Origin of the sequence: Streptomyces sp. NPDC055243 (genome assembly GCF_044544025.1) — a bacterium.
Lineage (GTDB): Bacteria > Actinomycetota > Actinomycetes > Streptomycetales > Streptomycetaceae > Streptomyces.
In genome coordinates, this window is the sequence record NZ_JBITWR010000005.1 from 303,247 (window position 1) to 324,327 (window position 21,081).

17 protein-coding genes and 3 pseudogenes are annotated in these 21,081 nt (G+C 68.6%); 12 read left to right on the top strand and 8 right to left on the bottom strand.

Annotated elements, in window-relative coordinates:
• Positions 1–1,116: 1,116 nt before the first annotated feature.
• Together ACIGXX_RS17360 and ACIGXX_RS17365 are read right to left on the bottom strand one after the other, a co-directional pair.
• Positions 1,117–2,244 (bottom strand): fatty acid desaturase family protein, encoded by a 1,128-nt coding sequence (locus ACIGXX_RS17360; protein WP_399976434.1) that lies wholly within the window; start codon positions 2,242–2,244, stop codon positions 1,117–1,119.
• 7 nt (positions 2,245–2,251) lie between these two features.
• A complete protein-coding gene (locus ACIGXX_RS17365; protein ID WP_399976437.1) occupies positions 2,252–3,307 on the bottom strand; it encodes a ferredoxin reductase in 1,056 nt (351 codons plus the stop codon).
• Between the two features lie 86 nt (positions 3,308–3,393).
• Here ACIGXX_RS17365 and ACIGXX_RS17370 point away from each other — a divergent pair, with 86 nt between their 5' ends.
• The 3 genes and pseudogenes from ACIGXX_RS17370 (at position 3,394) to ACIGXX_RS17380 (ending at position 5,223) form a co-directional block, all read left to right on the top strand.
• Positions 3,394–4,533, top strand: coding sequence for a helix-turn-helix domain-containing protein (locus tag ACIGXX_RS17370; RefSeq protein WP_366464893.1), 1,140 nt, complete (start codon positions 3,394–3,396; stop codon positions 4,531–4,533).
• A 190-nt stretch (positions 4,534–4,723) separates the two neighbouring features.
• Positions 4,724–4,912, top strand: a pseudogene (locus ACIGXX_RS17375) (SMI1/KNR4 family protein); the annotation flags it as partial.
• Positions 4,913–4,950: 38 nt separating this feature from the next.
• Positions 4,951–5,223: a hypothetical protein gene (locus ACIGXX_RS17380; protein WP_399976929.1), complete on the top strand. Its 273-nt coding sequence runs from the start codon at positions 4,951–4,953 to the stop codon at positions 5,221–5,223.
• A 964-nt stretch (positions 5,224–6,187) separates the two neighbouring features.
• Here ACIGXX_RS17380 and ACIGXX_RS17385 read toward each other — a convergent pair.
• Positions 6,188–7,093 (bottom strand): NAD(P)H-binding protein, encoded by a 906-nt coding sequence (locus ACIGXX_RS17385; protein WP_399976442.1) that lies wholly within the window; start codon positions 7,091–7,093, stop codon positions 6,188–6,190.
• A gap of 69 nt (positions 7,094–7,162) precedes the next feature.
• Between ACIGXX_RS17385 and ACIGXX_RS17390 the strand changes: the two genes are divergently transcribed.
• From ACIGXX_RS17390 to ACIGXX_RS17410, 5 genes are all read left to right on the top strand, one after another.
• Positions 7,163–7,972: a LysR substrate-binding domain-containing protein gene (locus ACIGXX_RS17390; protein WP_351167760.1), complete on the top strand. Its 810-nt coding sequence runs from the start codon at positions 7,163–7,165 to the stop codon at positions 7,970–7,972.
• A 599-nt stretch (positions 7,973–8,571) separates the two neighbouring features.
• A complete protein-coding gene (locus ACIGXX_RS17395; RefSeq protein WP_399976445.1) occupies positions 8,572–9,483 on the top strand; it encodes a zinc-binding dehydrogenase in 912 nt (303 codons plus the stop codon).
• 68 nt (positions 9,484–9,551) lie between these two features.
• A complete protein-coding gene (locus ACIGXX_RS17400; RefSeq protein ID WP_399976448.1) occupies positions 9,552–10,469 on the top strand; it encodes a cupin domain-containing protein in 918 nt (305 codons plus the stop codon).
• 349 nt (positions 10,470–10,818) lie between these two features.
• Positions 10,819–11,745 (top strand): bacteriocin fulvocin C-related protein, encoded by a 927-nt coding sequence (locus ACIGXX_RS17405; protein ID WP_399976451.1) that lies wholly within the window; start codon positions 10,819–10,821, stop codon positions 11,743–11,745.
• Positions 11,746–12,523: 778 nt separating this feature from the next.
• Positions 12,524–13,135, top strand: a complete 612-nt coding sequence (locus tag ACIGXX_RS17410; RefSeq protein WP_399976454.1) for a hypothetical protein — start codon at positions 12,524–12,526, stop codon at positions 13,133–13,135.
• A 348-nt stretch (positions 13,136–13,483) separates the two neighbouring features.
• Here ACIGXX_RS17410 and ACIGXX_RS17415 read toward each other — a convergent pair whose 3' ends face one another.
• Positions 13,484–13,840, bottom strand: coding sequence for a hypothetical protein (locus tag ACIGXX_RS17415; protein WP_399976457.1), 357 nt, complete (start codon positions 13,838–13,840; stop codon positions 13,484–13,486).
• A 389-nt stretch (positions 13,841–14,229) separates the two neighbouring features.
• Positions 14,230–14,841 (bottom strand): helix-turn-helix domain-containing protein, encoded by a 612-nt coding sequence (locus ACIGXX_RS17420; RefSeq protein ID WP_351167746.1) that lies wholly within the window; start codon positions 14,839–14,841, stop codon positions 14,230–14,232.
• Between the two features lie 146 nt (positions 14,842–14,987).
• Between ACIGXX_RS17420 and ACIGXX_RS17425 the strand changes: the two genes are divergently transcribed.
• From ACIGXX_RS17425 to ACIGXX_RS17440, 4 genes and pseudogenes are all read left to right on the top strand, one after another.
• Positions 14,988–15,722, top strand: coding sequence for an SDR family NAD(P)-dependent oxidoreductase (locus ACIGXX_RS17425; RefSeq protein WP_399976460.1), 735 nt, complete (start codon positions 14,988–14,990; stop codon positions 15,720–15,722).
• A 32-nt stretch (positions 15,723–15,754) separates the two neighbouring features.
• Positions 15,755–16,378, top strand: coding sequence for an NADPH-dependent F420 reductase (locus ACIGXX_RS17430; RefSeq protein ID WP_399976463.1), 624 nt, complete (start codon positions 15,755–15,757; stop codon positions 16,376–16,378).
• A 34-nt stretch (positions 16,379–16,412) separates the two neighbouring features.
• Positions 16,413–17,302, top strand: a pseudogene (locus ACIGXX_RS17435) (TIGR03619 family F420-dependent LLM class oxidoreductase).
• 218 nt (positions 17,303–17,520) lie between these two features.
• Positions 17,521–17,772: pseudogene (locus tag ACIGXX_RS17440) on the top strand (transposase family protein); the annotation flags it as partial.
• 54 nt (positions 17,773–17,826) lie between these two features.
• Here the strand turns inward: ACIGXX_RS17440 and ACIGXX_RS17445 are convergent.
• From ACIGXX_RS17445 to ACIGXX_RS17455, 3 genes are all read right to left on the bottom strand, one after another.
• Positions 17,827–19,803, bottom strand: coding sequence for a hypothetical protein (locus tag ACIGXX_RS17445; protein WP_399976468.1), 1,977 nt, complete (start codon positions 19,801–19,803; stop codon positions 17,827–17,829).
• 206 nt (positions 19,804–20,009) lie between these two features.
• Entirely contained in the window at positions 20,010–20,138 is a 129-nt protein-coding gene (locus ACIGXX_RS17450; RefSeq protein WP_383825062.1) for a hypothetical protein, read from the bottom strand.
• 282 nt (positions 20,139–20,420) lie between these two features.
• Positions 20,421–20,891: a hypothetical protein gene (locus ACIGXX_RS17455; RefSeq protein WP_399976472.1), complete on the bottom strand. Its 471-nt coding sequence runs from the start codon at positions 20,889–20,891 to the stop codon at positions 20,421–20,423.
• Positions 20,892–21,081: the final 190 nt, after the last annotated feature.

Genomic DNA, 21,081 nt, shown 5'->3' on the forward strand with positions numbered 1-21,081 from the left:
AGATCTGCCGGTCCAAGGTGAGGGCGATTCCCGCAGACTGATCACGACTCGATACGCGCCCTAAAGACGGCTGGGGGCCTCAACGGGGAAGGCGGTGCCTCGACGTCATACCGCGCGTTCCATGCACACCGGCTGATTCCGCTCGTCCCATGACCGGGTGACGGTGAAGCCGAGTCGTTCGTACAGGGAAAGGGCTCAACTCCGCGGTCCGCAAGGTCCTCGGCCCCGGCGACGACAGAGCCGTCTTCTTCCGCGAGCATGCCGAAGGCGGGCACTTTCCCGCGTTCGAGGTTCCCGACCTGTTCGTCGACGACATCCGCGCCTTCTTCCGCACCCTCCGCACCTGAGGGCGCCGGCTGAAGCCGCAGCCGCCATGGCCACGACCCGCCCGAAGGGCAGTGACCGGCAGCGCCGCGCCGTGCGGTCCGCCGTCATCTGCTCACACCGTCCGCCCGCGCGACAACGGTGGAGCAGGTGGCCGACACGCTGGTGGTGCTGCATGCCACCGAACCGGCCACGGTGTACCTCTCCGTGGCCGCGCGAATGACCGGAGCCACATCGCAGGCGGTGGAGCGGGCGTTGTACGAGACCGCAGCCTGGTGCGGATGCTGTGCATGCGCCGCACAGTGTTCGTGGTGCCGAAGCCCTGGTGCCAGTGGTGGAGGCGTCCCACCACCCGTACACGTTCGCGGCCTGCGAACGCGCCGTCCTGACCAAAGTGGTTGGTGGCCGAACAGCTCGGGCACGGCACGGCATGGCACGCTGCCGTCGAACAAGACCTCCTCACCGCCCTGACCGCCCTGACCGCCCTGACGGACCTGACCGCCCTGACCGACCTGGCCGATCTGTGTGAGGCGACGACGCCACCCGGATCGCCAACGTGGTCCCGCGACTCAAGGAGCAGATCACGCTCTCAGCGGTCAAGCCGTACGAGACCCGGCCCCGGATCAGTAACAAGGTGCTCACCGTGCCGGCAGTCGAAGGCCGTATCCGCTGCGGCCGTCCGCAAGGCACGTGGGCCTCGGCCGTCCGCACCGGATCTCACCGATCCCGGCGGTGCCGCCGGTATGGCCGAGCCGGTTGGTACGGCCGAAGGAGCGCAACCAGTGCCGGCAATCAGGCCGCGACGAGCTCCCGCTCGCGCTCCGGTGTCTTGACCTTGGGCGCCTTGGGCTTCTTGTTCGGCAGCGAGAGCCGGAAGACCTTGTGCCACGCGGAGGCCACCTGCTTGGGCAGCGGCCCGGTGACGTACTCCAGCTCGTACTTGTCGAACAGCGCGCGCACCTTCACCGCGACCTCGGCGTACCGGTTGCTCGGCAGGTCGGGGAACAGGTGGTGCTCGATCTGGTGGGAGAGGTTGCCGGTCATGAAGTGCATGGCCTTGCTGCCGCTGATGTTCGCCGAGCCCATCATCTGGCGCAGATACCACTGGCCGCGCGTCTCGCCCTTGATCGACCGGCGCTCGAAGACCTGCACGCCCTCGGGGAAGTGCCCGCACATGATCACCGAGTGGGTCCAGATGTTGCGGACCAGGTTCGCGGTGAACGTAGCGCCGAGCGTGGGCAGGAACGACGGGCCCGACAGCAGCGGGTGGATCACGTAGTCCTTGAGCACCTGCTTGCGGATCTTGCGGCCCACGGCCTTGGCGCGCGCGCGGAACTCCGGACTCTTGCGGCGGCGCTTGTCCAGGTTCTTGCCGAGCTCCAGGTCGTACGCCGCGATGCCGTACTCGAAGAAGCAGGCGTTGAGGAAGTTCCACAGCGGCTGGCCCAGGTGGAGCGGGTGCCACTTCTGGTCCTCGTCGACGCGCATGATGCCGTAGCCGAGGTCGTTGTCCTTGCCGATCACGTTGGTGTACGTGTGGTGCAGCTCGTTGTGCGAGTGCTTCCACTGCTCGGACGGCGAGACGTGATCCCACTCCCAGGTGGTGGAGTGGATCTTCGGGTCTCGCATCCAGTCCCACTGGCCGTGCAGGATGTTGTGGCCGATCTCCATGTTGTCCATGATCTTCGCCACGGACAGGCCGGCGGTGCCGAGCACCCACGCGGGCGGGAAGATGGAGAACAGCAGAACGCCCCTGCTGACCAGCTCGAGCTTGCGCTGTGCCGAGATGACCTTGCGGATGTAGGCGGCGTCCTTCTCGCCACGGCTGGCGATGACCTCGTCGCGGATCGCGTCCAGCTCGCGGCCGAGCTCCTCGATCTGCTCCGCGGTCAGGTGGGCGGTGGGGTCGATGGCGGTCAAGGTGCTCCTACCGTTCGATGTCGCAGGGGCCCGCCGCGGCGGACACGCAGGTCTGGATGAGGACGCCCGGCTCGGCCTCGGTGATCTCGCCGGTGCGCAGGTCGCGGACGGCGCCCGTCTTGAGCGGCGTGACGCAGCCGAAGCAGATGCCCATGCGGCACCCGGAGGGCATGAGCACGCCGGCCTCCTCGCCGACGTCCAGCAACGGCGTGGCGCCGTCCGCGTCGACGGTCTTGCCGGTGGCGCTGAACGTGACCTCGCCGCCGTCGCCGGCGACGACGATGCTGGGACGGAAGCGTTCGGTGTGTAGACGCTCTTGTACGCCGTGCTCGCTCCAGTGCATTTCGGCGGCGTCGAGCAAGCCCGCGGGCCCACAGGCCCAGGTCTCGCGCTCGGCCCAGTCGGGCACGAGCTCGTCGAGACGGGCGATGTCGAGCATGCCGTCCGTGTCGGTGTGCACCTCGGTGAGCCGCAGCTTCTTGTCCGCGACCAGGTCGTGCAGTTCGGTGCGGAAGATCACGTCTTGTGGCCGTGGCGCGCAGTGGACCATGACGACGTCGTCGAACTCGGTGTCGCGCAGCATGCCCATCACGGGCGTGATGCCGCTGCCGGCCGTCAGGTAGAGCACCTTGGCGGGCTTGGCCTGCGGCAGCACGAAGTCACCGGTCGGCTGGTCGAGCTGGATGAGTGTGCCCGGTCTCGCCTTGCGGACCAGGTGGTTGCTGACCTTGCCGTCCGGGATCGCCTTCACGGTGATCGTGACGCGGCCGTCCTGGCGGTTGGTCGGCGAGGTGAGGGAGTAGGCACGCCACAGGCGCACCCCGTCGACGTCGACCCCGATCCGCACGTACTGACCGGCTGTGTGGCCGCGCCAGCCCCGTCCCGGCCTGATGACGATGGTCGCGGCGTCACCCGTCTCGGGGTGCACGGCCTCGATGCGCCCACGCAGGTCGGCGCCATTACGCAGCGGGCTGACCAGGTCGAGGTAGTCCGACGGCAGCAGCGGCGTCGTGACCATCTCCAGCAGTTTCCACGCCCTGCTGCGGAGGGCTGTACTCGTCATGACTTCAGCTTCATGCGCCGCAGGGCGTAAAGTCCTGTCCGTAGGATGTGAATCTGGTCGGCTGAATTGTTCGCAGGGAACAAAAAATGGGGCATGCGATCCGGAGGGCCAGCGAACTGGCCCTGGATGAGACGACGGTCACCGTACTTCGGGCCGCGCTGAAGAGCACCGCCGACGAGATCGTCCAGGCGATCATCGACGAGGTGCCTCCCTACGCCAACGCCCTTGCGGGCCGCATGGGCGCCACCATCCGCCGAGCCGTACGCACCGCCTTGGGGCACTACCTGGACCTCGCGAGCGGGAACGCCACAGGCGGCGACGCCGGTGACGCGGCCTACGAGCTGGGCCGCGGCGAGGTGCGCGACGGCCGTTCGATGGACGCCCTGCTCAGCGCCTACCGCGTCGGTGCCCGCGTGGCCTGGCGATGCCTGGCAGCGGGTGCCGTACCCGCAGGTCTGCCCGCCGCCGAAGTCGCCAAGTTCGCCGAACTGACCTTCGCCTACATCGACGAGCTCTCCGCCGCGAGCGCCGCGGGCCACGCCGACGAACTGGCCGCCCGGGGCCGGGCCCACGAGCGCCACCTGGAACACCTGGCCCGCGATCTGCTCGCCGACGCGAGCCCGGATGTGCTGCGGGCCTCTGTGCAACGGGCCGGGTGGCAGCCTCCGGTTTCACTGACCGCGGTCCTGCTGCCCGCCGCCCAGGCCCGGCCTGCCTACCGCACGCTCGACCCGAGCACCCTTGTCCTTGACGATCTGCCGGACGCCACCGGTGTGCTGCTCGTCCCCGATGCCGACCGATCACACCTCTTGAGGCAGCTGACCGACCGCAGCGCCGTGGTCGGCCCGGCCCGGCCATGGACGCGTGCGTCCGCCTCGTACGCACGAGCGGTACGCGCGCGCTCCCTCTCCGCTGATATTCGCGACACCGAGGACCACCTGCCCGAGCTGGTGCTGAGCGCCGACGCGGACGCGTTCGCAGACCTGCGTGCCCGAGCTCTGGCACCGTTGCGGACCCTGCCGGCCGCGACCGCACGGCGGCTGGAGGAGACATTGCGGGAGTGGCTGCTGCACCAGGGCAGGCGGGACGAGGTGGCGGCGGCCTTGTTCGTCCATCCCCAGACAGTCCGCTACCGGATGTCGCAGCTGCGGGAGCTGTTTCCGGATCTCGCATCGCCTCACCGGGTCCTTGAACTGACGCTGGCGCTCGGTCTTCGGGTCAGCTGACGCGTACCTCGACCGTCCATGACCGCGTCCGCGAGCGGTCCAGGAATCGCGCCTCGTTCCCGGTGCCATCAGCTGGCTGATGCGGCCCAGGGGAGAGCAGCACTACCCGGCTGAGACCGGGGGCGGAAATTCGACCTCTGGCGAAAGCGGTACTGGAAAGACCGCGCAAAAGTATACCTGGGGAGCCGTGATGGGAATTGGGGGAGCAGAGCAGTTCGTACAGCTCGTACGGGACCATCAGGAGGATTCGATCTTCGCTGGAGGCTGCTCGGAGGTCGACATCGCGGAGGCGGAGCAGCGATTGGGCGTGTCCTTCCCCGACTCGTACAAGCTCTTCTTGCGCGAGCTCGGCGACTGCGACTTGGCCGGAGACGAGTTCTGGAGACGAGTTCTGGAGACGAGTTCTACGGAATCGTCATGCGCGACGGCCAGATGCTGGGAGCCGTCACGGAGACTCTCGACCTCAGAGAGTCCGCAGGCATGGCTTCCTCGCTGGTGGCGTTCCGCCCCGACGGAATGGGAGGCTACTTCGTCCTCGACACCAGCCGTCTGAACCCGGACAGTGAAGCCCCGGTGTGCGCATGGGGATCCGGTGCGCACAGCGCAACCGAACTTGAATGGATCGGGACGGATTTCGGCACGGTCGTCCTTGAGCTGGCGCGCCGCGGGCTGGGACTGCGAGACGCCTGACCGAGACCGGGGAAAGGGCAGCCAACAGACGGTCCCGTACCCATTTCAGCTGCCAGGCCCCGATCGTGGGCAGTTCGCAAGTCACCGGGCTGACGACCGATGTGATCGCCGAACTCGTCGCCGAGATGGGCCCGTTGTGGAATGAGGCGCGAAAGAGGCGACTTCGGTCGCGACACGACGACGCTCGGTGGGTGCCGGTGCCCGGTACAAGTGGTCTTCGTCGACCGCCTGTCTACGTTGGTCCATCTGGCCACGGCGTGACGCATGACGTTGTGCTGCTGAACGAGGCGATCGCTGACCTGGTGAACGTGCACGCCCGCCTGGGCACCTCACAGGCGTGGGACGACGGAACCGCCGTGGCGGCGGGACGGACTGGTCGATGGTCAGCGGTGCGTCCGGCCCGCCGAGTTCGGTGCGGACATGGCCGGGGCAGATGAGCAGGAGTGTGCGCGGCGTCGGCATACCGGGCGGCGTAGCTAGGCATGAGCTGGTTGAGGGCGGACTTGCTGGCTCGGTAGACGTCCTGCCCGCCATTGGTGTTCAAGCTGATGCTGCCCTGGCACGAGGACTTGATGCCGATGGTCCCGGTCGGCGCGACCCAGTAAGCGGAAGCACTCGACGACGCGCATGGGGCTGAGCGTGTTCGTGACCATGACCTCGGCAAATATCTCCTCCGGGATGTCGCCGATCGGAATGGTGCCCTCGTGATGGCCGCGTTGGCGAACGGCAGTTCGAGGGTGTGCCACGTCTGGCGCTCGCGCAGCGCGGTGACCTGCGCTGGCTTCCTCGTGTCCAGTGACTCGACCATGACTCGGCCCCCTGGACGCCTCGGCCAGGTCATGGAGAGCGGTGCGGCGACTGCCCCGGACGGTTCCGAAGACGTCCCAGCCGCGGTGCGCGTACTCGGTGGCGAGGCCGAGCCCGAGGGTGCGGGATGCCCCGGCGATGAGAGCGGTCCTGGCGCTCATGCCTGGGCCATCTGGGCCGCAGGCTCCAGGACCTTCTCACACCATGTGCGGAAGGTGGTCGGACTCGCGGTCTGGGGGGTGCGCCGCACGCCGTCGTCGAGGCCGTTGTCCTTGGCGCGCATCATGTCGACGTAGCCGTCGACGAGCGCGTCCCCGAAGCCGTGTCCATGGAGCGCGGCACGGAAGTCGTCGAGTGACTGCCGCTCGTAGCGGACTGGGCGGCGCAGCACGTCGGTCATGATGCGCGCCATGTCGTTCGCCGAAAGGTCCTCGGGGCCCAGCACCGGGACCTCGCCCGTCCCCGTCCATGAGCGGTCGAGCAGCAGGCCGGCGGCGGCCGCGGCGATGTCCCAGGCGGCGGCCGCCGGTGCAGTGCGGTCGGCGGCGACGGTGTCGGTGAACACGCCGTCGTCGCGGATCGAAGCCACCTGCCGTAGCAGGTTGTCCATGAACGTAGGGTTCGCGAGCGCGCGGTAGGCCACGCCTGAACTCGCGATGAGGTCGTCCATGGCCAGCGACGCCGTGACAAGTCCGGCGCGGCTGGCGACGGGTGTGCCACGGCCGAGCGCCGAGACGCCGACCACGTGCCCCACCGCGTGGGCCGTGAACGCCTTTGCGGCGGCACGCGTGAATCCGGAGTACGCGGTGTCCAGACTCGGCGCCCGCGGGGCCGGCGGAGCCAACCAGAAGACGGCGTCCGCGCCGGCGAAGGCCCGGTCGATGACCTCGGGGTCGTCGTGCGAGCCGGTGACGACATCGACGCGGGCACGGACCGCGTAGGGGAGTTTCCCGGGGTCGCGCACGATGACGCGCAGTTCTTCGCCACGAGCGGGAGCCTCAGTGAGCAGGATGTCCAGGAGCCGGCTGCCGATCTGGCCGGTGGGGGCGGTGATGACGATCATGTTTCGAGTCTCGGGGCAGCCCGCCTGCGGCGTCCAATACCCTTCCTGGGCAATTGATACCGTAAAGGCATGGATCTTGATTTGCGCAAGCTCCGCTACTTCGTCGCGGTGGCCGAGCACCGGCACTTTGGCCGGGCGGCGCAACAGCTTTACATCGCCCAGCCAGTTCTCAGCCGTCAGATCAAAGCGCTGGAGCAGGAGTTGGAGTGCACTCTGCTGGTGCGGACCACGCGCCGCGTGGAGCTGACCGCCGCCGGGCAACAGCTCTACGAGGAGGCGCAGAAGATTCTCGCGGCTGTCCCCGCAGCGGTGCAGCGCGTGCACGACGCTGATCGTGGTTCCCAACGGCTCGTCGTCGCCTTCTCTCCCGGACTGCACGTGTCGGAGGCGATCCGGGCGTTCTCGTCGCGCCGCCCGGACGTCGAGACCGACGTCGTCCCGGCGCGCTGGTGGGAGCAGGACGCGCCGCTCCGGGACGGCCGGGCCCAGGTCGGCTATCTGCGGCAGCCGTTCGACGACTCGGGGTTGCACACCATCCCCATCGGCCACGAGCCCAGGGTCGCTTGCTTGCCCGCGGCGCACCCGCTGGCAAGCCGCGACAAGCTCACCTCCGCGGACCTCGACGGCGAGCGGCTGCTCGACGCACCGACGCGGCGGACATCTTCACTTGAAGAGAAGTTCGAGCTCATCGCCTCCGGACACGGCATCGCGCTCGTCCCGCTGAGTGTCGCGCGCTCCTACTCCCGCACCGACCTCGCCCACCTCCCCGTCACGGATGCCCCGACGCTGGGGACGTGCCTGGCCGTCCTCGCGGACCGGCGGGAGGAACTGCTGCGCGACTTCCTGGAGATCGCCACCGCGACGCTGCGACACACCTGAACGAACAGCGGGCGAGGCCGCGGGCGGCACCGCGTCGGCATGGATGGCGATATCGGCGGTTCCGGCTACTGGTCGATGACCAACCCCTCACCTCACCCGGCGACATCGAGGACCTGGACGGCTACACGCGGCACCGGCTCCGCCACGGCGCCCTCACCCACGGCGTCCCCACCCACGGCGTCCTCGCCCACGACGCCGAGGACGGCACCTCGACCCCGATGCTGCTCGCCCGCTCCCGCCACACCTCTATCCGCTCCCTGGAGCGATACGCCCGCCGTGGCGTCGACTCGGTGGCCCGGCACGTCGCCCAGCGCCACCCCGCCGCCCGACGGAAGCGGAAGCGCTGACGCCTCAAGATCAGCACCTTGCCGGGCATGTCTGCCCGCCACAGCACCATCCACCGGACGGGTACAGGGCTCGACGCGCCCCGAGTCGCACTGACACAGATCGTCAACTGATTGATTCTCGCGGGGCTGGGCGCTGTCCCGGTCCTGCGAAAGGGTTCCAAGAAGGCGGCACTGCGGCATGTGCGCACTCGATCTGCTGCCGCGCCGAGTTTTCTTTCAGGCACATCCACGTGAGAAGGAGACACGCCCCCTATGCGCGCCCTTGTGGTCGATCACAGCGAGGCCGGACCCGTCCGGTTCGCCGATGTCGATGAGCCCGTCCCCTCCGCCGGTGAGACGTTGGTGGAAATACGGCACATCGGTCTCAACTTCGGAGAGCTGAATTACGTGCACCAATGGCAGGCCGGCGCTGTGCACGGTCACGACGCGGCCGGTGTCGTGGCGCGCACCGCATCCGACGGCTCGGGGCCGCCCGAAGGTACACGCGTCGCAGTGGGAATGGCTCCCCACGCGTGGGCGGAGCGGGTGGCAGTCAGCCCCGCTTCGCTCGGCACCGTCCCCGAGGGCGTGGACCTGGCCGACGCCGCCGCGTTGGGAATCGCCGGAGTCACCGCATTCCGGGTGCTGCGCACGCGTTCCCTGCTGGCGCGCGACGTGCTGATCACCGGCGCCAGCGGGGGAGTTGGGCACTTCGCCGTCCAGCTGGCGGCGCTTGCGGGCGCCCGGGTGACGGCACTCGTCGGTTCACCGGAGCGGGCCGCCGGACTTCGTGAACTCGGCGCCGACAGGGTCCTGACCGAATTGGCCGAGACCGGGGACGACCGTTTCGACCTCGTCCTGGACACGGTCGGCGGGCCGCTGGTGGCCCAGGCGTGGAGTTCCCTCGCCGAGGGCGGCACGATCCACCTGGTCGGATACTCCTCGGGGCAGGAAACCACGTTCCCGTCAGGGACGTTGTTCGGCTTCGGCGAACCTCGCAGCATAGCCACCTACGGCGACACGACGCCGACCGGCGGGGAGCTGACGGACCTGCTGGGCCTCATGGCCGCCGGGCAGCTCTCGGCGCCGGTCGGCCTGCGAGGCGACTGGCAGGACGTGGGCGACGCCGTCCAGGCACTGTTCGCGCGGAAGGTGCACGGAAAGGTCGTTCTTGACGTGGCCTGAAGCTGTGGACGGGGACACATGCGTCGTCGGCCGATCGGCCGTCGGCGGCGGTGGATGAGAATGGACCCATGGATGTGCTGGCGGAGGTCTTGCGTGTTTCGGGTGCGCGTGGGGCGCTCGGGGTCCTGCTGAAGGCCGGCGGAAGGTGGGGCCTGCGGCTGGACTCCACTCCAGGCGCGGCACTGCACGTGGTGTCCCGCGGCACCATGTGGCTCCACGTCCCAGGCGAGAAACCTCTTGAAGTGCAGGCTGGAGACGCCGTCCTGGTGTCGCCGGGCACCGCACACGGGATAGCCGGCGGTGCCGACGTGACGATGGGCTCCTGCGACCGGGAAGAGGCGGCCCGGGCTTTCGGCGATGGCCGGGCCCTGCGGCTGGGCTCGGCGCCGGTGCAGACGGAAGCGGTCGTCCTGCGCTATGAGCAGGACCCGGAGGTGCGCACACCGGTGCTCACCTCCCTCGCTCGGCCTATGCACGTCACAGCCCGGGAGAACGCGCAGCTCAGAAGGACCGTCGAACTTCTCGCTGCGGAGCTCGCACAGCCGCAGATCGGCACAACCGCCGCCATCAACAGCATCGTCGACCTTCTGCTCGTCCAGTTCGTACGCGCCTGGCTGGCCCGCCACCCGCAGGAGCAGTCCGGCTCATGGCTGGGAGCGATGCGTGATCCGGTCGTGCGCGACGCTCTGGCATGTGTCCATGCCCAACCGGAACACCCCTGGACCACGCAGACCCTGGCCGCCGCGACGAGCGTCTCCCGGGCGACACTGTCCAGGCGTTTCCGGTCCGCCCTCGGACAGACGCCGGGCGCGTACGTGACGCAGTGGCGCATCGACCTGGCGTCCGTCCGGCTCCGTGATACCGATGAGCCGGTCGAGTCGATCGCCGGAGCGGTCGGATACGGCTCTGCGCACGCGTTCAGCCGTGCCTTCAGACGTGCCCGAGGCGCGGCCCCGGGCGAGTACCGTTCTCGACTTCGCAAGTGATCCGCTCGGGAGAGGTCAGCACCAGTCGGGAGCCGCCCCCCCCCGTGTCCACATCGGCACGAGGAATACGCGACACCTCAACATGCGAGCCCACCAGTCCCACGGCTGAAAGGACTTGCGCTACTACCTCGGTGCGGAATCCTCGAGATCGCGGCGCCCCGACACGGCCTGTGAATGGAGATCATTTCGATCCACTTCGAAATGATGGCGTTTCAACGCCTCGACAAATGATGTCTCTTCAGGTGAAGTCGAAGTGCGAAAGTCCCGAACGACGCGCTAGCAATCGGCGTGAGACGCACACTTGACGGGCAGCACGGCACGGTTGGACACATGAACATGGGGAGAGCTTGTGACCGAGTGGATTTTGGCATTCGACGCTGACTGCCGGTTCTGCGAAGAAGTGGTGGATCGGATTCGCGTATCCGTCGACGGGACGTTGACCACCGCGGGCCTCACGGAGCCACGTATTCGCGGCCTGCGCGCGCGTGCCCTGGGGGAAGGGGGTGAGTGGGCCCCGACCCTGCTGGCGGTCAACGGCGACCAGGTGCGGGCCTGGACCGGAACCGCGCTGTCCCTCCGGCTGGCGCGGCTGTTGGGACCGGCGGACTCGCTGCGGGTGGTGCGTGCGCTCCGCGACCTCGATGTGCCGCAGCCCCCGAGCCGTCGAGGCATCCTCAAGACCCTGCCGGGGCTGGCCCTGGGAACGTTTCTGGTCACCGGCGGCCTGGCGACCTCACCCGCGCAGGCGGTGACCCGCGCCAAGGGCAGCAAGGCGACGCGATGGGTGAAGGCCAACCTTGACCGGCTGCCCTCCCGCTACTCCGAGTTCGTCTCCTACCCCGCGGACTATCGGCGTGCTGTCTACGGCGCGCTGTCCGCTTCAGCTCGGAGCGATCTGTGGGTGGCGCACTTCGCGAACTACCGCAAGACACATCGCCTGTCGGCCGAGAAGTCCGCCGTCCTGGACGACGCGACGCGGCTGGCACCGCAGATCATCGCGGGGCGCCGGCAGACAGCAGCCGTCGAAGGGCTGGAGGCGGCGGCTGTGGCGGCGTTCGGCGAGAGCGAGGCGCGGGCCATTCTCAGGACGCTGGGCCCTGCTGACACGCAAGGCGCTGCGGCCCGCAGCGAGCAGAGCATCCAGGCCGTGGACTGCAATTCCCGGTGCGGGACGGGGACCGGAAGCTGCGACACAACGTGCTACGCCGGGTGCACCTGGACCGATTATGGCTGCGGCCCACTGTGGCTGGCACCGTGCAGCGGGCTGTGCAACTGAAGCCATTCCTGCTCGGAGCTCGCGCCTTCCTGCGAGCGTGAGTGCTTCGCGCCGTTCCTTCAGAGGCGGCATCTCGGCCGTCCGACGGTCGTGGGCGTGTTGGGCGAGGGTGAGTCCGGTTGCGGCGAGGCATGCGTAGATGACGTCGGTGCGGTATCGGATCTCGCGGAGGGCTCGGCGCAGGACGCGCATCGGTGGTCGGGGTCGGTGAAGGCCATGTTGTTCTGGCCCGCGGGTCGCCCAGTGACCAGATACCGATCGGGTGTCCGTGGCAGGGTGAGGGCGAGATCCGCAACGGACCAGCCCCCCGGCGCCGTTGGGCTGTCCGGCGGAACGCTGAGGCTGTTCAGCTGCTACGGCAGCGTGCTGGGCCAGCATCCATCCGGCCGGCCGCGGCGGCGAATCCTCGCCGGTCGCCGGTCTCCCCAGCGGTCTGCTGATCGTTGAGGCGCGCCACTTCAGCCGGTCCAGCAGATCGCGGCCGACCATCGAGTTGGCATCCGGACCCGGTCGAGTAGTCGGTGGCCGCGGTTTGTTCTAGATCGCCATTCGGTCACTAGTCAGACTCGATGGCCTGAACACCTCTGTCACTCCGTGTAAGTGATCGGTAGCGTGTCGTGTGCAACTGCTGGTGAGGGGCGCCTTCCGGTGCCCCGGTGGCAGGTGGCGCGATCCCGTCCGGCATGACCTTGCTTGACATGTCGAGCGCCTGTGGACCGGCAGCCAATGGAATCGGAAGCGTCGGCGCTGCGGCGCCCACGCCCTTCAGGAGGATTGAATGGCATCGTCGACCGAGTGGCAGCTGGAGAACGGATCCGCGCGAGAGTTCCTGGCGGGCGAGGAGCTGAGGCGCCCGTTCATTGTGGTTGCTGATGAAGTTCCGACGGACTTGGCTGCCTTCGAGGCTGCCGTCGACCATGCCTCGTACTCGTTCCTCGCCGAAGTGCACGCTCGCGGCTATGACCTCATCCTGGTCGGCTTCGACGCCAAGGCGGTCAAGCTCTCCGACCAGGCCAAGACCATCGTGAACGCGGTCTATCGGGCTAGGGCGGACAGGCATGGACAGGAGTCGCTGATCGTGGGCGGTGTGGGCAGGGGTGCCTTGGCTGCTCGCTATGCGCTGGCCCGGCAGGAGCGGGACAGCGTGGACCACGAGACCTCTGTCTTCTTCTCCTACAACGGCACCGCCGCCTCCCCCGAGGAGGATGAGGAGCTGAAGCGCCTGGGTGACCGGGCGCAAAGGCCGATGAACCTCAAGGCGGTCAGTGGCGACTTCGCCAGCGCGCCGGACGACGAACACTTCGATGACACACGGGCTGGCGATGCGAACACCGGGGGCCCGCTGATCACCAAGGAACTCGGATCCTGGCTCCTGGGGCGCCTGGGCTGACCAGAGAGCGGACACTCTGAGCGCGGCCCCCCCCGTTAAAGCCGGTCAGGGGCCGCGCTCGTCGACGGTAGGGCCGATGGTACGGCGCGGCCATTGTCCTGTGTCATCGAACCTTGGGCGCGTGCCACCAAAGTTTGATCAGTAAGGCTCTCGTTTCGGGTGAGGAATTGACCTCGGCAGCTGTGGGGCGGTGATTGTCTGGCACGGGTGACCTTGCACATTCCAGCGCAGGAGGACCCCCGGCATCGCCCTGCCGGGGGTCCTCCGGTGTGCACGACCCTGCCCGTGCGTGATGGTCAGGGCTGCGGGCCGGGCAGATTCACGACTCCCGGCCGCGAAGGTGGCGTGCTACTGCCTGCACGCTTTCGCGAGTGTCTCTTCGTTGATCTCGCTATACTCGCTGGCCTGGATATAGCGGTTGATACCCAACTCGGCCTTGACCACCTGTGCTTCCGCGCTGTACTGCATCTTCTGCTTGACGCTCGCGCCCTCGGGCACCCACTGGACAAAGATGAGCCCGCCCGAGGACGGGTCGGTGTAGAAGCCGTAGCGGCAAGCGTCCTCCGGCAGGGTGGCAATGAAGTCGGAGTGACCGCTGTCCGCGGAACCCTCCTGGTCCACGACAACCGAGCCGTCCGAGATCCTCAGTGTCGTATCACGCCTCGACGCGGAAACGGCGGCCTTGGCCTGCGAATCGACTACCACGGAGACGGGCGAGGGCGTAGACGCCAGCGAGCCGTACGGCGGCCTGTTCGTGGCCGAGTTGTTCGGCGGCGGACGTGTATCGGTCGGCGAGCTGACTTGCGTCCGCGCGGTGCGCGTCGCCCTCGGGCAGGAGCTGTTTGCGGTAGGCGTAGGCCAGCGAGAACGGCTCCGACCAAGGTCAGTGCGGTGACCGTGGCTTTGAGGACGTCATTGGCGTTGACCGGCTTGGTCGGTTTCTGGTCGGCGGCCGCCTGCGCGAAGTAGTCGTAGGCGAACTGGTAGATCCCCCAGCCCAGGAGCAAGGCGAGGACCAGAGCAACGGGTGCCACGAGCCAAACCGGCCACAGGTTCGGGGTATACCGGCCCCGTGGGGCCTCGCGCCCGCGCAGTCAACTCGACACTTCTTCCCGTCGCCGGTCATCGCCGGCTGTGGCGGGGATGGCGGTGTCGATGAGGACGGCGGCGATGGCGGCGGCGGTGGGGAAGGCGTCGGCGTCGAGGACCCGGGTGCGGGCCGCGGCGCCGTCGATGAGCAGCGCGAGCTGCTCGCCGAGCTGTTCAGGGTCGGCGGCGCCGGCTTCGCGGGCGGTGTCGGCGAGCCGCACGGCGACGGCCTTCTTGTAGTCGCGTGCGTACCGGGATGCGGGGTGCTCGGGGTCGTGGAGTTCGACGGCGGCGCCGATGTAGGGGCACAGGGGTGTGGTGGGGGGGATGTCGAAGACGGCGAGGAGCCGTTCGCGGGGCGTGAGGTCGGTGCGGTCGAACACGCCGGACAGAACGGAGGGGTCGAACCGGCGCAGGTACTCGGCGACGAGTTCGTCCTTGCCGGTGAAGTGCTGGTAGGCCGTGCGCTTGGACACCTCGGCGGCCGCGCAGAGTTCGTTCATGCCGGTGCTGTTGATGCCCCGCTCGCGAAACAGCTGCTGGGCCGCGCTGAGGATGCGCTCGCGGGCGCCCCGGCCGCGGCGGCGGCCCGTGGGGCCCTTCTCGAACTCCGTCATGGGCCCAATCCTACCGCAGCTGGGTAACGACCGGTGTACATAGCTTGCGCCCCCGGCCGCCTGCGCCGTACGTTAAGCACACAGGGCGGTGTACTTAACTGCGTCGCCCCAGGCACACACGGCATCACCGACCCAAGGGAACAGCTATGGGAAAGCTCGACGGCAAGGTCGCAGTCATCACCGGCGGCACCACCGGCATGGCACTGGCCGGCGCGAAGCTGTTCGTCGACGAGGGCGCGCACGTCTTCATCACCGGCCGCCGCCAGGACGCCCTGGACGAGGCCGTGAAGCAGATCGGCCGCAACGTCACCGGCGTCCAGGGCGACGCCGCCAACCTGGACGACCTGGACCGCCTGTACGACACCGTCAAGCGGGAGAAGGGAAGCCTCGACGTGCTGTGGGCCAGCGCCGGCGGTGGCGAGCCCGCCCCGCTCGGCGAGATCACCGAGGCTCAGTTCGACACCTGGTTCGGGCTCAACGCCCGCGGCACCCTGTTCACTGTCCAGAAGGCCCTCCCGCTCTTCAACGACGGGGGCTCCATCCTCATGACCGGCTCCAATGCCTCTCTCGGTGCCTTCCCCGGCTGGAGCGTCTACGCCGGCAGCAAGGCCGTCCAGCAGGCATGGGCCCGCGTCTGGCTCAACGAGCTCAAGGACCGCCGCATCCGCGTCAACGTCCTGACCCCCGGCCAGGTCGCCACCGCCAAGCAGACAGAGCTCTTCGACGAGGCCACCAGGCGCCAGTTCGAGTCCCTCATCCCCCGCGGGCAGATGGGCCGCCCCGACGAAATCGCCACCGCCGCGCTCTTCCTCGCCTCCGACGACTCCAGCTACGTCAACGGCATGGAACTCGTTGCCGACGGCGGCACCACCGCCCTGTAGACCGAGCAACCACAACCAGGACAGGACATCTCATGAGCAGCATCAGCATCATCGGCACCGGGAACATGGCCCGCACCATCGGCGCGCGGGCGATAGCGGGCGGCAACACCGTCGAGATCATGGGCCGCGATCAGTCCAAGGCCGCCGACCTGGCCAAAGCTCTCGGCGGCGGCACCACGACGGGAGAATGGGGCACCGCCCCGGCCGGGGACATCGTCATCGTCGCCCTGCTGTACGACGGCGTCGTGCCGGTCGTCGCCCAGTACGGAGACGCTCTCGCGGGCAAGGTCATCATCGACATCAGCAACCCCTTCAACTCGACGTTCGACGGGCTGGCCCACCGCGAGGAGACCTCCATCGCGCAGGAAGTCGCCAAGGCGGCCCCGGCCGGCGCCAGCGTGGTGAAGGCGTTCAACACCGTCTTCCGCCACGTCCTGGAAAAGGGCCGACCCGACGTCTTCATCGCCGGCGACAGCACGCGGGCCAAGGCAAGCGTGGAAGCGTTCATCGAGAGCCTCGGGATGCGCCCGCTGGACGTCGGCGGCCTGAAAATGGCGCACTGGCTGGAAGGAGCGGGCGTGGTCACGGTGGGCCTCGCCAACCACGGGGTGGGGAACCTGGACTTCGCCCTCGGCATCACCGAGCTTCCCGTCTGACCAGACGGTTGACGGAACACCGAAGGGGCTCGCCATGAAGCTTGGTTTCACACTTCCCATAATCGGGCCCGCCATCAGCAGCGCAGCTGGCCTGAGCACGTTCTGCCGCGGGATCGAGGACCTTGGCTACGACACGCTGTGGGTCGGCGATCGCCTGGTCCAGCCGGTCGATATGCACAGCAACTATCCGGGCAAAGAGCAGCCCTACCCGCCGCAAATGAAGCGTTACCTCGACCCGGTGCTGCTGTGGACCGTCGCCGCGACGGCGACCAGCCGGGTGCGGCTGAATGCCAGCACGCTCAGCACCTTCTACTGGGAGCCACCGCACCTGGCCCGGATGCTGACCACGCTCGACGTGCTCAGCGACGGCCGTCTCGAAGTCGGAGTGGGACTCGGGTGGATGAAGGACGAGCATGACATCTCCCGCAGCGCGGACTGGCACCGGCGCGGGCGGATGCTCGATGACCTGCTGGCGTTCCTGCAGGAGTGGTGGACGACCAACCCGGTTTCCTGGGACAGCGAGTTCTTCTCGCTGCCGCCGGTCCACGCCGACCTGCGACCGGTGCAAGCAGGCGGGCCGCCCTCTGGATCGGCGGCACCAGCGAGGCCGCGATGCGCCGGGTCGGCCGCAGCGCCACTGGGTGGCTCGGGATCGATTTCCTGCCGGACGAGGTCGCCGACCGATTGTGGTCGCTCGCGCGCCAGGCGGCGCAGGAGGCCGGCCGCGATCCCGACGCACTGAAGAAGGCCATACGTATCAACCTCGAACCGGGCACGTCCGTCGATTCGCTGGCCGACAAGCTCAAGCGCTTCGCGGAATCCGGTGCGGACGAGGCGTTCGTGGACGCCTTCGCACCGTTCCCCGACCTTGATCAGATGCTTGACTTCGCCAGACAGGTGATCGCGCGCACCGGCCGGTTGTGACCACCCAAGAGCAGGACGACCAAGGACGCCCTCGGCTCTCCGAGGGTGGGCCCCGGGCCCGTATTTGGTTAGGTGATCGCTGAGGGCTCTCAACGAGGCCACTGATTGGACGAGACTGACAGCATCGAGCGGAAGGCCGCAGCGGACAGGGCTCCCGCGCCGTTGGAGGACGTGTTCGAAGTCCCAACCCATCGGCAGGGGAGCTCTGTTGGTCTCCTGTCCCGCCGCACCAGCGCGCGCTCGTTGCTCTGGTTTACCTTCACCGCCACGACACCCTCACCCGGATCGCATCCGGTTTCGGGGTATCCGTCGGCACCGTACCCGCACATGTCACCGCCGTGGCCGATCTGCTCGCCGAACGGGCTCCGGGCCTGCTCAAGACTCTGCACGAGCGTGATCCGGAGTTCGTCCTGCTGGACGGCACTCTCGCCGAGTGCGACCGCGTCGGCGGCAGCCGGGCAGACCACTCCAGGATCTCAACTCAACAACAACAAAAACGCCCACCGGAGTGCAAAGACGGTTTCTCAGTGGGGACGCGTCCGCCAGGCCCGGGCGAAGAGTTCGGGCAGAGGGCCGGCGACCGGCTGGGAATAGACCTTGCGCCCGATGACCCGGACCCCGAGCAGCCCGGCCTTCCAGGTTTCCATCGGAGGGTAGAACTTGTCCCCGACCGCCCAGTCGCCGGGTAGGAACACCCCCCGCCCGGCCCGGGCCCTGCGGTCGGCGACCGCCAGACCGGCCTCGACGAGTGCGGCCGCAACGGCCTTGTGGTGCGCGCCAGTCCACCGGTTGAAGCGGCGGATACGGCGGTCGGTGGGCACGGGCAGGGCGAGCAGTTGCAGATACAAAGTGACGGCGTCCGTATCCAGACCAGTGGTGGCGGCCGCCTCCTCGACCACCTGTGGGGCGGACAGCCGCGGATCGGTCTCGTAACCGCCCGGCGGCAACGACGCCTCGGATATGCGCTGCACGATCCGCTCGAACTCGGGACCGCGCAGCCGGCGGACCAGCGCCAGATGCGAGTCCTCGGTGTCGACCGCAGCCTCCAGGCGCCGCGAGCGCTCGTCGGCCCCGTAGCGGCCGGGCCGGAAGTACACGCCGGGCGCCTCGCGCTCACCGCGGCGGTCGAACCCTGCCTCGGACACGACGACCAGGCCGTCGTCCAGCGTGGGATGGACAAGCGGCTCGGCGGCGTCCAGATAGGGCAGGGCGCCGGGGAAGCCCGGCAGCAGGTCTGCCACGGTGCGGCCGCGCAGGCTGCGGCCACGGGCGGAGAGCAGCAGCCCCGGGTGAGCCAGGCGTTCCCGCAGCAGCCGTATGGTCTCGGGGACTCCCCGGCGTATGGGATCTCCTTCGGGAAGCTCGGCGTACACCCAGTCGACGGCGTCGCAGACCACGGCGAGCAGCTCCCTGAAACGGAATCCCTCGTCGCCCTCCCAGCCGGCGCCGCTGATGCTGTTGACTCGCAGCCGGGTGTCAGGGTCGCGGGTCAGCCGTGGCTCGCGCTCGGGATCGGCGAACACGGCGCACACGGCTGCCGGGGCCATCCGTATGTCGCTGTGCTCGGCGGCGACGGCGAGCGTCGACTCCGGCACGGCGGGGCGTACGCCCTGTTGCCTGCGCCAGGCCTCGGCGATCCGCTCGGCGAGCGCCAGCTGCCCGCCCTCCAGCCACAGCTGTCCGGGGTCCGCGGGCAGCACGTCGGCCAGCAGGTCGAGGCGCTCGGCCACCCGCAAGGTCGCCAACTCCCCTTCACCGGCCTCGGCTTCGGATTGCTTGAGTCCCATCACCTTGCGCGCCTCGGCATCGAGTCCGCGGTACCCGTACTTCACATCGGGTATTCCGGCGAGCAGCAGCGCGGCACCGGCCCGGCTCAGCCCGGTCCGCTCGGCGAGCAGCGCGGCCGCCGCGCGGTCCCAGGGTGCGGGGCCCTTCTGCCGTACGAGGTGCACGAGGCGCCGTAGGCGGTCAGGTGTGTCCCAACCGGCCGCGGGCACCGGCTCGGTGGCCGTGATCCGACCTGGTGCCGGCGGCTGGGCGGTGCCGGTGTGCAACTCGACGAAACGCTGCCCGTCCTTGCCGGCGCCGAGCCCGTGCAGAGCGACCACCGCACCCTCGTGAGTCCGAGCGGCACGCCTGTCCTTGTCGGCGAGTTCGAGGACGCCCGTACGCATCCGGGCGCGAGCCTCCGGGTCGGCAAAGGGAGTTTCTGCCCATACATCCAGCATCGCCAGCTGGACCGCGCGCAAATGGTCCGGCACGTGGAAGGAGCTCGCCCGAAGGGCCACGGCGCCGCACCGGCCGATGAACCGGTACCAGTTCCAGCCCAGGTACCGCGCGGGCGCCTCCTCGCCGCTCCCGGTCAGGTAGTCGCCGACCTCGGTGAACACGTCGAGCGTGCCGGGTCCCCAGTGTCCGGAACCTTCGATGAAACCGTTGAGGGCCTGGGCGATCCACTTCTCGTCGAAGGGTTGTGATGGGTGTATTGGGGTGTGGGACATGCGGCCATCCTGCCGGATCGCATGGCCGCCTTTCGCCGGTGCCGAGGCACGCGCTCTACATCACGAACCTGGCGCTCCCCGGTCATGTCCGCGTACGAGCTGACATGGATGCTTGCCGCTGTCGCGCCCAACTCCCGGCACTCGACGTGTCAGCCCGGGGCTGCGGCACTCAGAGGATCTGTCGGATCAGTTGATGTCGAGGGTTGTCAGGGACGGGTGGCGTAGCGGCTGTGTTTGCGCAGGCCGGTAGCGATGGTGTCGTAGCCGGTGAGGCGGAGTGCGCCGATGGCCAGTTCGCGCAGCGTGGCCGTGGCCCGGCGCCCTTTCCGTGACATGAGCCGGTGCCTGCTCGACGCGCGATGTCCCAGAGCGTGCCGGGTACGGCGGCGATCCAAATTCGGGCCGGGTCGGCGTGGCTGAAATGGACGCGCAGCATGTCGTTGGCTCTCCCCGCTGAGCGCGACCGGCGGGGACATCGCAGCGCGAGGGGATCAGGAGGTGATAACCGTGTCCTCAATGCGTGCGTACGGGGACCGGCCAGGGGCGGCGGGCAGGTGCCCCTGGCCGGAGCGAGAGCGCGATGGTTCGCTTCGGGCAGCGAACCGGAGCGGACACGGTCAGTTGCAGGCGTGGCCCCAGCCCATGTCGGGGCGCCAGGTCTTGGTGCTCGCGGTCCCGCCCTGCTTCTTCCAGGTGAACTTCGCCTGTACCTGGAAACTGTTCGTCGGCCACCTGCACGGGTTGACCGACGAGGTGCCTGCCAGGTCTTGGGTGCTGTGCCAGCCGTCGTCGTCCTTGGCTGACTTCACCGTCAGCGTCCTGGTGCCGTTGAAGCGCAGGAGCTTCACGTCGTTGACCTTGACCGTGTAGTTGCCACCGCCGACGCTGTCGGTGATCTTCGCCCGTGCCCGGTATGTGTCGGCCTCGTCGTCCCACCATACGGTCGCACAGCGCTTGACCTGCTTGCCGTAGCACTCCCAGGTGCTGTCCGCGGACGCCATGGACGGTGTGAAGACGATCGATGCGCCCACCGCTGCGACGGTGAGCCCACCAGCCGTACTGATCCGGCCGAGTTGCTTGAGCCTCATGAGGTTCCCTTCCAATGTCCCGCGGCCGTTGGACGGCCGCCGGGTCTCCAGCGCTGGCGACGGGAACGCTAGCCGGGAATCCGGGGTGAACCGTGAGGCGTGCGGTGCTGTTGCGCAGCCGTGACAACGTCCGGATTCGGCTGCCGCCGCCAGCCGACCGAGCCCCAGATCTTCCAGGGCGCGAGCGACG